22 protein-coding genes are annotated in these 11,340 nt (G+C 66.4%); all 22 read left to right on the forward strand.

Annotation, left to right across the window (positions count from 1 at the left end; translation table 11 throughout):
• Positions 1-237 (forward strand): uL22 family ribosomal protein (locus P2P98_RS11230; RefSeq protein ID WP_275799819.1); only part of this gene is annotated, 237 nt, incomplete at its 5' end.
• A complete protein-coding gene (rpsC, locus tag P2P98_RS11235; protein WP_013584009.1) occupies positions 237-995 on the forward strand; it encodes a 30S ribosomal protein S3 in 759 nt (252 codons plus the stop codon). The genes P2P98_RS11230 and rpsC, both read left to right, overlap by 1 nt.
• Positions 995-1,414: a 50S ribosomal protein L16 gene (gene rplP, locus P2P98_RS11240; protein WP_013584008.1), complete on the forward strand. Its 420-nt coding sequence runs from the start codon at positions 995-997 to the stop codon at positions 1,412-1,414. Before rpsC ends, rplP begins: the two co-directional genes overlap by 1 nt.
• A complete protein-coding gene (rpmC, locus tag P2P98_RS11245; RefSeq protein ID WP_013584007.1) occupies positions 1,414-1,725 on the forward strand; it encodes a 50S ribosomal protein L29 in 312 nt (103 codons plus the stop codon). The genes rplP and rpmC overlap by 1 nt, the downstream gene beginning before the upstream one ends.
• Positions 1,725-2,051, forward strand: coding sequence for a 30S ribosomal protein S17 (gene rpsQ / locus P2P98_RS11250; protein ID WP_058596244.1), 327 nt, complete (start codon positions 1,725-1,727; stop codon positions 2,049-2,051). Before rpmC ends, rpsQ begins: the two co-directional genes overlap by 1 nt.
• 35 nt (positions 2,052-2,086) lie before the next feature.
• Positions 2,087-2,455 carry a 50S ribosomal protein L14 gene (gene rplN / locus P2P98_RS11255; protein WP_013584005.1) on the forward strand — a complete coding sequence of 123 codons (369 nt, stop codon included), beginning with the start codon at positions 2,087-2,089 and terminating at the stop codon, positions 2,453-2,455.
• 2 nt (positions 2,456-2,457) lie between these two features.
• Positions 2,458-2,817: a 50S ribosomal protein L24 gene (rplX, locus tag P2P98_RS11260; protein WP_058596243.1), complete on the forward strand. Its 360-nt coding sequence runs from the start codon at positions 2,458-2,460 to the stop codon at positions 2,815-2,817.
• Between the two features lie 2 nt (positions 2,818-2,819).
• Positions 2,820-3,410: a 50S ribosomal protein L5 gene (rplE, locus tag P2P98_RS11265; RefSeq protein WP_058614733.1), complete on the forward strand. Its 591-nt coding sequence runs from the start codon at positions 2,820-2,822 to the stop codon at positions 3,408-3,410.
• 92 nt (positions 3,411-3,502) lie between these two features.
• Positions 3,503-3,901 (forward strand): 30S ribosomal protein S8, encoded by a 399-nt coding sequence (rpsH, locus tag P2P98_RS11270; protein ID WP_275799824.1) that lies wholly within the window; start codon positions 3,503-3,505, stop codon positions 3,899-3,901.
• Positions 3,902-3,907: 6 nt separating this feature from the next.
• Entirely contained in the window at positions 3,908-4,444 is a 537-nt protein-coding gene (gene rplF, locus P2P98_RS11275) for a 50S ribosomal protein L6 (protein ID WP_058596240.1), read from the forward strand.
• 2 nt (positions 4,445-4,446) lie between these two features.
• Positions 4,447-4,806, forward strand: a complete 360-nt coding sequence (rplR, locus tag P2P98_RS11280; RefSeq protein WP_058596239.1) for a 50S ribosomal protein L18 — start codon at positions 4,447-4,449, stop codon at positions 4,804-4,806.
• Positions 4,807-4,826: 20 nt separating this feature from the next.
• Entirely contained in the window at positions 4,827-5,483 is a 657-nt protein-coding gene (gene rpsE, locus P2P98_RS11285) for a 30S ribosomal protein S5 (RefSeq protein ID WP_231848142.1), read from the forward strand.
• Positions 5,483-5,668, forward strand: a complete 186-nt coding sequence (gene rpmD, locus P2P98_RS11290) for a 50S ribosomal protein L30 (RefSeq protein ID WP_013583998.1) — start codon at positions 5,483-5,485, stop codon at positions 5,666-5,668. The genes rpsE and rpmD overlap by 1 nt, the downstream gene beginning before the upstream one ends.
• Positions 5,668-6,201, forward strand: a complete 534-nt coding sequence (gene rplO, locus P2P98_RS11295; protein ID WP_275799826.1) for a 50S ribosomal protein L15 — start codon at positions 5,668-5,670, stop codon at positions 6,199-6,201. The genes rpmD and rplO overlap by 1 nt, the downstream gene beginning before the upstream one ends.
• A gap of 109 nt (positions 6,202-6,310) precedes the next feature.
• The gene (gene secY / locus P2P98_RS11300; RefSeq protein WP_275799828.1) at positions 6,311-7,633 is read left to right on the forward strand and encodes a preprotein translocase subunit SecY; all 1,323 of its coding nucleotides are present in this window, start codon (positions 6,311-6,313) and stop codon (positions 7,631-7,633) included.
• The gene (locus tag P2P98_RS11305; RefSeq protein ID WP_275799831.1) at positions 7,630-8,226 is read left to right on the forward strand and encodes an adenylate kinase; all 597 of its coding nucleotides are present in this window, start codon (positions 7,630-7,632) and stop codon (positions 8,224-8,226) included. Before secY ends, P2P98_RS11305 begins: the two co-directional genes overlap by 4 nt.
• 2 nt (positions 8,227-8,228) lie before the next feature.
• Positions 8,229-9,068 carry a type I methionyl aminopeptidase gene (gene map, locus P2P98_RS11310; protein WP_275799832.1) on the forward strand — a complete coding sequence of 280 codons (840 nt, stop codon included), beginning with the start codon at positions 8,229-8,231 and terminating at the stop codon, positions 9,066-9,068.
• Complete coding sequence (locus P2P98_RS11315) at positions 9,068-9,772, forward strand: thioredoxin domain-containing protein (RefSeq protein ID WP_275799833.1); 705 nt, start codon at positions 9,068-9,070, stop codon at positions 9,770-9,772. The genes map and P2P98_RS11315 overlap by 1 nt, the downstream gene beginning before the upstream one ends.
• A gap of 141 nt (positions 9,773-9,913) precedes the next feature.
• Positions 9,914-10,135, forward strand: coding sequence for a translation initiation factor IF-1 (gene infA, locus P2P98_RS11320; protein ID WP_013583992.1), 222 nt, complete (start codon positions 9,914-9,916; stop codon positions 10,133-10,135).
• A 61-nt stretch (positions 10,136-10,196) separates the two neighbouring features.
• Complete coding sequence (gene rpmJ, locus P2P98_RS11325; protein ID WP_005050492.1) at positions 10,197-10,313, forward strand: 50S ribosomal protein L36; 117 nt, start codon at positions 10,197-10,199, stop codon at positions 10,311-10,313.
• Positions 10,314-10,492: 179 nt separating this feature from the next.
• Entirely contained in the window at positions 10,493-10,867 is a 375-nt protein-coding gene (rpsM, locus tag P2P98_RS11330) for a 30S ribosomal protein S13 (RefSeq protein ID WP_058623963.1), read from the forward strand.
• A gap of 36 nt (positions 10,868-10,903) precedes the next feature.
• Complete coding sequence (gene rpsK, locus P2P98_RS11335; RefSeq protein ID WP_013583990.1) at positions 10,904-11,302, forward strand: 30S ribosomal protein S11; 399 nt, start codon at positions 10,904-10,906, stop codon at positions 11,300-11,302.
• Positions 11,303-11,340: the final 38 nt, after the last annotated feature.

Raw genomic sequence — 11,340 nt, forward strand, 5'->3', positions numbered from 1 at the left:
GCCATCGCGAACGCTCGCGTCACGGCCGACAAGACGAACGAGTACCTGGATGACGCTGACCTGTACGTGAAGAACGCGTACGTCGACGAGGGCACGACGCTGAAGCGTTTCCAGCCCCGCGCTCAGGGTCGCGCCTTCCAGATCAAGAAGCGCACGAGCCACATCACGGTCGTGCTCGCGACGCCCGAGACCGCTGAGGCGGCCCCGGCTCGCGCCAACAAGAAGGCGAGCAAGTAATGGGACAGAAGGTCAACCCGTACGGCTTCCGCCTCGGCATCACCACCGACCACGTGTCGCGGTGGTTCTCGGACTCGACGAAGGCCGGTCAGCGCTACGCCGACTACCTCGCCGAGGACATCAAGATCCGTCGCCTGCTGACCACGTCGCTCGACCGCGCCGGTGTCAGCAACATCGAGATCGAGCGCACGCGTGACCGCGTCCGCGTCGACATCCACACCGCCCGTCCGGGCATCGTGATCGGTCGCCGCGGCGCCGAGGCCGAGCGCATCCGCGCCGACCTCGAGAAGCTCACCGGCAAGCAGATCCAGCTGAACATCCTCGAGGTCAAGAACCCCGAGGCCGACGCTCAGCTGGTCGCGCAGGGTGTGGCTGAGCAGCTCACCGCTCGCGTGGCGTTCCGCCGTGCGATGCGCAAGGGCCTGCAGGGCGCACAGCGTGCCGGCGCCAAGGGTGTCCGCATCCAGGTGTCGGGCCGCCTCGGCGGCGCCGAGATGAGCCGTTCCGAGTTCTACCGCGAAGGCCGGGTGCCCCTGCACACGCTCCGCGCGAACATCGACTACGGCTTCTACGAGGCCAAGACGACCTTCGGCCGCATCGGCGTGAAGGTCTGGATCTACAAGGGCGACCTCACCAACAAGGAGCTCGCCCGCGAGCAGGCCAACGCGCCCAAGTCGCGCGGTCGTGACGACCGCGGTGGCGACCGTCGTCGTGGCCCGCGCAACGAGGCCCCCGTGGCAGAAGGAGCGTCGGCGTAATGCTCATCCCCCGCAAGGTCAAGTACCGCAAGCAGCACCACCCCGGCCGTTCGGGCCAGGCCACCGGTGGCACCACGGTGTCGTTCGGTGAGTTCGGGATCCAGGCGCTCACCCCCGCTTACGTGACCAACCGTCAGATCGAGTCCGCTCGTATCGCCATGACGCGTCACATCAAGCGTGGTGGAAAGGTGTGGATCAACATCTACCCCGACCGTCCGCTCACCAAGAAGCCGGCCGAAACCCGCATGGGTTCCGGTAAGGGCTCGCCCGAGTGGTGGGTTGCAAACGTCAAGCCGGGTCGCGTCCTCTTCGAGGTCGCCGGTGTCAACGAGGAACTTGCTCGTGAAGCACTGACCCGTGCCATCCACAAGCTGCCCCTGAAGGCACGCATCATCAAGCGCGAGGAGGGCGACGCGTAATGGCGATCGGCACCAAGCAGCTCGCCCCGAGCGAGCTCGACACGTTCGAAGACCAGCGCCTCGTCGAGGAGCTGCGCAAGGCCAAGGAAGAGCTGTTCAACCTGCGCTTCCAGTCGGCCACCGGCCAGCTCGAGAGCCACGGCCGCATCCGTGCAGTCAAGCGCGACATCGCGCGTCTGTACACGGTGATCCGTGAGCGCGAGCTCGGCATCCGCGCCACCCCGGCTCCGGTCGAGGCGACGAAGGCGAAGAAGAGCAAGGCGAAGAAGGCGGATGCCGCTGACGACGCCGCGAAGGAAGAGGCGGAGTAATGGCTACCGCGAAGAAGGCCGAGGCGCAGGTCGCCGGTCACGAGCACGCCGAACACGATGTCCGTGACGAGAACGCCCGCGGTTACCGCAAGGCGCGTCGTGGCTACGTCGTCAGCGACAAGATGGACAAGACGATCGTCGTCGAGGTCGAGGACCGCGTGAAGCACCCCCTCTACGGCAAGGTCATCCGTCGCACCTCGAAGGTCAAGGCGCACGACGAGACCAACTCGGCGGGCATCGGCGACCTCGTCGTCATCAACGAGACCCGTCCGCTCAGCGCCACCAAGCGCTGGCGCCTGGTCGAGATCCTCGAGAAGGCCAAGTAAGCCTCGCGGCTTGCTTGGAACCCAAGGAGTAAAAAGTGATTCAGAACGAATCCCGGCTGAAGGTCGCCGACAACACCGGCGCCAAGGAGCTGCTCACCATCCGCGTGCTCGGCGGCTCCAACCGTCGCTACGCCGGCCTGGGTGACGTCATCGTCGCCACGGTCAAGGACGCGATCCCGGGTGGAAACGTCAAGAAGGGCGACGTGGTCAAGGCTGTCGTCGTCCGCGTCGTCAAGCAGACCCGCCGTCCCGACGGCTCGTACATCAAGTTCGACGAGAACGCCGCCGTGATCCTGAAGAACGACGGGGAGCCCCGCGGCACCCGCATCTTCGGACCGGTCGGTCGTGAGCTTCGTGACAAGAAGTTCATGAAGATCGTCTCGCTCGCCCCGGAGGTCATCTGATCATGGCGAAAATCAAGAAGGGTGACCTCGTTCAGGTCATCTCGGGCGCCAAGCCCGAGCGCGGCGGCGACCGCGGCAAGCAGGGCAAGGTCCTCGAGGTCCTTCCCGAGCAGAACCGCGTCATCGTCGAGGGCGTGAACTACGTCACCAAGCACAACCGCGTGGGCCAGTCCCAGCGCGGAACCAAGACCGGTGGCATCGAGACGTTCGAGGCCCCGATCCACATCTCCAACGTCGCGATCGTCGACCCCTCGACCAAGAAGCCGACCCGCGTCGGCCACCGGGTCGAGGAGCAGGTCAAGGACGGCGTCAAGCGCACCGTCCGCGTGCGCTTCGCGAAGAAGTCAGGCAAGGACCTCTGAACATGAGCACCGTGACTGCCGCGGAGACTGGCAAGATCCAGCCCCGCCTCAAGCAGAAGTACAACGCCGAGATCAAGAAGGCGCTGCAGGACGAGTTCGGCTACGAGAACGTCATGCAGATCCCCGGCCTGGTCAAGGTCGTCGTGAACACCGGTGTCGGCGAGGCCGCTCGTGACAGCAAGGTGATCGATGGTGCGGTCGACGACCTCACCAAGATCACCGGTCAGAAGCCGGTCGTCACCAAGGCCCGCAAGTCGATCGCCCAGTTCAAGCTGCGCGAAGGCCAGGCCATCGGCGCGCACGTCACCCTCCGCGGTGACCGCGCGTGGGAGTTCGTCGACCGCCTCGTCAACCTCGCTCTGCCGCGCATCCGCGACTTCCGCGGCCTGTCGCCCAAGCAGTTCGACGGCAACGGCAACTACACCTTCGGTCTCCAGGAGCAGTCCGTGTTCCACGAGATCGACCAGGACCGCATCGACCGTGTCCGTGGTTTCGACATCACGATCGTCACCACGGCCAAGACCGACGACGAGGGCCGTTCGCTGCTGCGCCAGCTCGGCTTCCCGTTCCAGTCGGCCGACGCTCAGGCCTGACCCCTTGGGCCCCCGGGTTTCCGGGGGCCCATCATCGAAGGTCGCCTGTCGTGTAACGGCAGGCGAAACCTCATGAACGAAAGAAGCAACACATGACGATGACAGACCCGGTCGCAGACATGCTGACCCGTCTGCGCAACGCGAACTCGGCGCACCACGACTCCGTGTCGATGCCGAGCTCGAAGCTCAAGACCAACATCGCCGAAATCCTCAAGCAGGAGGGTTACATCGCTGACTGGAGCGTCGAAGACGCCCGTGTCGGCCAGACCCTCAACATGACGCTGAAGTACGGTCCGAACCGCGAGCGGTCCATCGCCGGCATCAAGCGCGTCTCGAAGCCCGGCCTCCGCGTGTACGCGAAGTCGACCGAGGTCCCCACGGTCCTCGGCGGGCTCGGCGTCGCCATCCTGTCCACCTCCTCCGGTCTCCTCACCGACCGTCAGGCCGAGCAGAAGGGCGTCGGCGGGGAAGTCCTCGCCTACGTGTGGTGATCTGACATGTCGCGTATCGGACGTCTTCCCATCGACATCCCCGCCGGAGTCACCGTCACGGTGAACGGCCGGGAGGTCTCCGTCAAGGGCCCCAAGGGCGAGCTCGCGCTCACCGTTGCGCAGCCCCTCGAGGTGTCGGTCGAGGAGAACCAGGTTCTCGTCACCCGCCCCGACGACGAGCGCGAGTCGCGGTCGCTCCACGGCCTGACCCGCACGCTCATCAACAACAACATCATCGGTGTCACCCAGGGCTACACCAAGGGCCTCGAGGTCGTCGGCACGGGTTACCGCGTGGCGCAGAAGGGCAGCTCGGTCGAGTTCGCCCTCGGCTTCTCGCACCCCGTCCTGATCGACCCGCCCGCGGGCATCACCCTCACGGTCGAAGGCAACAACAAGCTCACCGTGAGCGGCATCGACAAGCAGGCCGTCGGCGAGGCCGCCGCCAACATCCGCAAGATCCGCAAGCCCGAGCCCTACAAGGGCAAGGGTGTGCGCTACGCGGGCGAGGTCGTCCGCCGCAAGGCCGGAAAGGCTGGTAAGTAAGCATGGCTGTGCAGTCGAAGTCTGTTGCTCGCGCACGTCGCCACGCGCGCCTTCGCAAGAAGGTCGTTGGCACCGAGCTGCGCCCCCGTCTGGTCGTGACGCGTTCGGCGCGCCACGTGTTCGTCCAGGTCGTGGACGACAGCAAGGGCCACACCGTGGCCTCCGCCTCCACCCTCGAGACCGACCTGCGCGGCTTCGACGGTGACAAGACCGCCAAGGCCCGCAAGGTCGGCGAGCTCGTCGCCGAGCGTGCGAAGGCCGTCGGCGTGTCCGACGTCGTGTTCGACCGCGGAGGCAACCGGTACGCCGGTCGCGTCGCCGCGATCGCCGACGGTGCCCGCGAAGGAGGGCTGAACCTGTGAGTGACAACAAGGAGACCGAAGTGACCGAGCAGACTGCACCGGCTGAGGGTGCGGCTGCGGCCACGGCCCCCGCCGAGCGTGAGCGCGAGCCGCGTCGCGGTGGTCGCGAGCGCAACACCAACCAGCGCGACCGTGGTTCGCGCGACCGCAACGAGAGCCAGTTCCTCGAGCGCGTCGTGACGATCAACCGCGTGTCGAAGGTGGTCAAGGGTGGTCGCCGCTTCAGCTTCACGGCGCTCGTCGTCGTGGGCGATGGCAACGGCGTCGTGGGTGTCGGTTACGGCAAGGCCCGCGAAGTCCCCCTCGCCATCTCGAAGGGTGTCGAAGAGGCCAAGCGCAACTTCTTCCGCGTTCCCCGCTCGGGCTCGACCATCCCGCACCCCGTCCAGGGTGAGGCCGCTGCCGGCGTGGTGCTCCTGCGCCCCGCCGCTGCCGGTACCGGTGTTATCGCCGGTGGTCCCGTCCGTGCCGTCCTCGAGTGCGCCGGCATCCACGATGTCCTCTCGAAGTCGCTCGGCTCGTCGAACACGATCAACATCGTGCACGCGACCGTCGAAGCGCTGAAGTCGCTCGAGGAGCCCCGCGCCGTGGCCGCTCGCCGTGGCCTGGAGTTCGACCAGGTCGCCCCGGCCCGCCTCGTGCGCGCCGAGGCCGCCGCTCAGAAGGTAGGTGCCTGATGGCCGAGCGTCTGAAGGTCACGCAGATCAAGTCCAAGGTGAGCGAGAAGCAGAACCAGCGTGACACGCTGCGCTCGCTCGGTCTCAAGCGGATCGGCGACTCGGTCGTCCGTCCCGACGACGCGCAGACGCGCGGTTACGTCAAGACCGTCGCCCACCTCGTCAAGGTTGAGGAGATCGACTAATGGCTGCCAAGAAGGACGAGACCGCCACGGTCGACGCCCCGAAGAAGGCCTCGGCCCGTAAGACGGCTGAGAAGAAGGAAGCCCCCGCGGCCCGCCCCGGCGTGCTGAAGGTCCACCACCTGCGTCCCGTCCCGGGTGCCCGTACCGCCAAGACCCGTGTGGGTCGCGGTGAGGGCTCGAAGGGTAAGACGGCCGGTCGCGGTACCAAGGGAACCAAGGCCCGTTACCAGGTCAAGGTCGGCTTCGAGGGTGGGCAGATGCCGTTGCACATGCGCACCCCCAAGCTCCGCGGCTTCAAGAACCCGTTCCGCGTCGAGTACCAGGTCGTGAACCTGGAGAAGCTCGGCGAGCTCTACCCGCAGGGTGGCGACGTGACCGTCGCCGACCTGGTGGCCAAGGGCGCCGTGCGCAAGAACGAGAAGGTCAAGGTGCTCGGCACCGGCGACATCTCGGTCGCGCTGACCGTCTCGGTCGACAAGGTCTCCGGCTCCGCAGAGCAGAAGATCGTCGCCGCGGGCGGCACCGTCAACTGACGCCCGAACCCCGGAGGGGCCGGCGGCCTTACGGCCGTCGGCCCCTTCTGGGTTAGTCTGATTTGGTGTGCGCCTGCGGCGCGCCGAGATCGTTCTGGAGGAATCCCCTTTGTTCAGCGCCATCGCGCGGGTTTTCCGCACGCCCGACCTGAGGCGCAAGATCGCCTTCACGTTGGGGATCATCGCCATCTACCGGCTCGGTGCTCATGTCCCGTCGCCGTTCGTCGACTTCCCCAACGTTCAGCAGTGTTTGAGCGACTCCGGAAGCACCGAAGGTCTGCTGTCGCTGGTCAACCTCTTCTCCGGTGGCGCCCTGCTGCAGCTGTCGATCTTCGCGCTCGGTGTCATGCCGTACATCACGGCCACGATCATCGTGCAGCTGCTGCGCGTCGTCATCCCGCACTTCGAGACCCTCTACAAGGAGGGCCAGGCGGGTCAGGCGAAGCTGACGCAGTACACGCGCTACCTGACCATCGCTCTCGCGCTGCTGCAGTCGACGACCCTGGTCACCGTGGCGCGTTCCGGGCAGCTCTTCGGCACTGCCGGCATCCCGGAGTGCCAGCAGCTCCTGACGAACGACGTCTGGTGGGCTCAGCTGCTGATGATCATCACGCTCACCGCCGGTACGGGCCTCGTCATGTGGTTCGCCGAGCTGGTCACCGAGCGTGGCGTCGGCAACGGCATGTCCATCCTCATCTTCACGTCGATCGCCGCCACCTTCCCGGCCGCGATGATGTCGATCCTCAACTCGCGCGGTGTCGAGGTCTTCCTCCTCGTCCTGGCCGTCGGCATCCTGGTCGTCGCGCTCGTCGTCTTCGTCGAGCAGTCCCAGCGCCGCATCCCGGTGCAGTACGCCAAGCGCATGGTCGGCCGCCGCACCTACGGCGGCACCAACACCTACATCCCGATCAAGGTGAACATGGCCGGTGTGGTGCCGGTGATCTTCGCGTCGTCGCTGCTGTACATCCCGGCCCTCATCGCGCAGTTCAACCAGCCTCAGGCGGGTCAGGAGCCGGCCCCGTGGGTCACCTGGATCTCGCAGTACCTCACGCGCGGTGACCACCCGCTGTACATGCTCATCTACTTCCTGCTGATCGTCGGTTTCACGTACTTCTACGTCGCCATCACGTTCAACCCCGTCGATGTCGCCGACAACATGAAGAAGTACGGCGGGTTCATCCCCGGCATCCGCGCGGGACGCCCGACCGCCGAGTATCTCGACTACGTACTGACGCGCATCACGCTCCCCGGCTCGATCTACCTCGGTCTGATCGCGCTCCTGCCGCTCGTGGCCCTCGCCACGGTCGGCGCGAACCAGAACTTCCCCTTCGGCGGCGCTTCGATCCTCATCATCGTGGGTGTCGGTCTCGAGACGGTGAAGCAAATCGACGCGCAGCTCCAGCAGCGCCACTACGAAGGGCTCCTCCGATGACGGCTCGTCTGTTGATCGTCGGCCCGCAGGGTTCGGGCAAGGGGACGCAGGGCGTCCGCATCGCGGAGGCGTTCGGCATCCCCGTCGTCTCGACCGGCGACGTGTTCCGTGCAAATGTGGCCGCAGGCACCGACCTCGGCAAACAAGTCACCTCGATCATCGACGCCGGTGACCTCGTCCCCGACGAGCTGACCAGTGCGGTCGTGCGTGACCGGCTGTCGCAGCCGGACGCGGGGGAGGGGTTCCTCCTCGACGGTTACCCGCGCAACCTCGCGCAGGTCATGCACCTCGATGAGTTCCTCGGCGGACGCGACGAGGCCCTCGACGCCGTCATCGCACTCGTGGTTCCCCGTGACGAGTCTCTGGCGCGTCTCACCGCGCGCGCCGCTGAGCAGGGCCGCGCCGACGACACGGCCGAGGCGATCGAGACCCGCCTGAACATCTACGAGCGCGAGACCGCCCCGATCCTCGGGGTCTACGGGACGCGAGGGATCGTCGACGAGATCGACGGTGTCGGCGGGCTCGACGAGGTCACGGGCCGGATCTTCGCGGCGCTTGACGCGCGCGGTCTCCGCCGTCGTTCGGCTGACTGACAGTGGTCTTCCGCTCCTCGATCTACAAGAAGCCCGCTCAGTTGCGCGCCATGGTGGAGCCCGGGCTGATCACCGCCGCCGCGCTCGACGCCGTGCGTGCGCTGATCGCTCCGGGTGTCACCACGCTCGAGCTCGACGCGGCCGCCGCCCGGGTCATCGCCGAGCGTGGTGCCGAGTCGAACTTTCAGATGGTGCGCGGCTACCGGCACACCATCTGCGCCTCGGTAAACGAGCAGGTGGTCCACGGCATCCCCAGCGAACGACCCCTGCGGGCGGGCGACATCCTGTCGATCGATGCGGGGGCGCAGTTCCGCGGCTGGAACGGCGACTCGGCCTTCACAGTCATCGTGCCGGGCGAGGCGCCCGAAGATGTCGTCGCTCCGCGGCGCCGCCTGTCGGAAGTCACCGAAGGTTCGCTTTGGGCGGGCATCGCGGCACTCAGCCGTGCCTCCCACCTGGCCGAGGTCGGGGCTGCCATCGAGGCGTACATCGACGACAACGCGCCGGAGGGCGGCTACGGCATCCTGCGCGACTACGTCGGGCACGGGATCGGGCGCAAGATGCACGAATCGCCGAGCGTCTTCAACTACGCCGTGGCCGACAAGGGCCCGGAGGTGCGCCCCGGACTCGCCGTGGCGATCGAGCCGATGGTGGTCATCGGCGATCAGGCCACCGAGGTCGAGGACGACGGGTGGACCGTGTCGACGATCGACGGCACAGCCGGCTCCCATTGGGAACATAGCGTCGCCGTGCACGATGGGGGCATCTGGGTTCTCACCGCGCCCGACGGTGGTGCAGAAAAGCTGGCGCCCTTCGGTGTGGTGCCGAAGGAGATCGATTGATGATGATGGCTGCGGCACGCAAGGCCACGAACTGGTTCGCGATCGGTATCACGGCTGCAGCGGTGGTGATCGTCCTCGTCGTGGGCGGTGTCGTGTGGTTCGCCAACAGCCAGGCGACCTCGCCCGGCACCCTTCCGCAGTCCTCGGCGGTCAACACGGACACGGGGGCGATCTCGGTGGGCTCCGGTTCGAAGACCGTGGACACCTACGTCGACTTCATGTGCCCCATCTGCAACTCGTTCGAGCAGTCGTACGGACCGACGCTCCAGCAGCTCGTCGACGACGGCACGATCACGCTGAACATCCACCCGATCTCGATCCTCGATCGGTCATCGCAGGGGACCCAGTACTCGACGCGCTCTGCCAGCGCGGCCTACTGTGTCGCTGTCGACGACCCCGCGAACATCCCCGCTTTCGTCAAGGCGATGTACGCGCAGCAGCCCGCGGAGGGCACCTCCGGCTTGGACGACGCCACGATCGCATCGATCGCGACGAGCGCGGGTGCATCGGATGCCGTGACCTCCTGCATCAACGACGGCACATACGAGAAGTACGTGACGGCCATGACCCGTCAGACCCCGATCCAGTCGGGCGCGAGTGGTGTCTCCACTCCCACCATCGTCGTGAACGGGACGCTCCTCACCAACAAGACCGACCTGACCGGTGACCCGCAGAAGGACATCGTCGCCCGTCTGAACGGCTGACGACACTCCCGGCGAGTTGCCGGGTCGAGCATTACCACGTATGCTTGATCTTTGGTGCGTTGCGCCTTCATTGGCGTGTCGAAGCACCGAACCCCCATCCACCGCAGACCGGCCGGTCTGCAACTGAGCGTGAGCGAGTTTATGGCGAAGAAAGACGGTGTCATCGAGATCGAGGGCACGGTGTCCGAGGCACTGCCCAACGCGATGTTCCGTGTCGAGCTGACGAACGGGCACAAAGTGCTCGCGACCATCTCGGGCAAGATGCGGCAGAACTACATCCGCATCATCCCCGAGGACCGTGTCGTCGTCGAACTGAGCCCGTACGACCTCACTCGCGGTCGTATCGTCTACCGCTACCGCTGAGTCCGGCCGAGAAGTAACGAACCGCACCTCGCGGCTTCGAAGACAGCGAAACAGGAACATCATGAAGGTCAACCCCTCCGTCAAGCCCATCTGCGATCACTGCAAGGTGATCCGCCGCCACGGGCGCGTGATGGTGATCTGCAAGAGCAACCCGCGCCACAAGCAGCGCCAGGGCTGAGCTTCCAGCTCGACGTCGTTCCACTCGACGTCATCTCCAACTGAATACACACCGGCAGGATCAGATCCGCCTCTCGGACGCTTCGATAATCTCAGCGGCCGAGTGGCGGGGACACCTCGGGGCGGAGGCCCGAGCACCGATCCTGCTCCACACCTCCAGCACACTCTGAGGAGAGCCGCATGGCACGTCTTGCCGGCGTCGACATCCCGCGCGATAAGCGCGTGGTGATCGCACTTACGTACATCTACGGCGTGGGCCGCACCCGCTCCGTCGAGATCCTGAACGCGACCGGCATCAGCCAGGACATCCGCGTCAAGGACCTCACCGACGACCAGCTGGTCGCGCTGCGCGACCACATCGAAGGCACCTACAAGGTGGAGGGTGACCTCCGTCGCGAGGTCGCCGCCGACATCCGCCGCAAGGTCGAGATCGGTTCCTACGAGGGCCTGCGCCACCGCCGCGGCCTCCCCGTGCGCGGTCAGCGCACGAAGACGAACGCGCGTACCCGCAAGGGTCCCAAGCGCACCGTCGCCGGCAAGAAGAAGGCGCGCTAAGCCGCGGGCTGAGCGTCAGGATTCAGGAGAACGCACATGGCACAGGCCAAGTCCGCCGCGCGCAAGCCGCGCCGCAAAGAGAAGAAGAACATCGCCGTGGGTCAGGCCCACATCAAGTCGACGTTCAACAACACGATCGTTTCGATCACCGACCCCTCGGGCGCCGTCATCAGCTGGGCTTCGTCCGGCGGTGTCGGATTCAAGGGTTCGCGCAAGTCGACGCCGTACGCCGCCGGCATGGCCGCCGAGTCGGCCGCCCGCCAGGCGCAGGAGCACGGCGTCAAGAAGGTCGACGTCTTCGTGAAGGGTCCGGGTTCGGGTCGTGAGACCGCGATCCGTTCGCTCACCGCGGCCGGCCTCGAGGTCGGCTCGATCCAGGACGTGACGCCGCAGGCCCATAACGGCTGCCGTCCGCCCAAGCGTCGCCGCGTCTGACGCGTCCGTTCCCGGGGAGAGTTCTTCGCTCCCCGGGA

This window comes from Microbacterium sp. Kw_RZR3 (genome assembly GCF_029222405.1).
Lineage (GTDB): Bacteria > Actinomycetota > Actinomycetes > Actinomycetales > Microbacteriaceae > Microbacterium.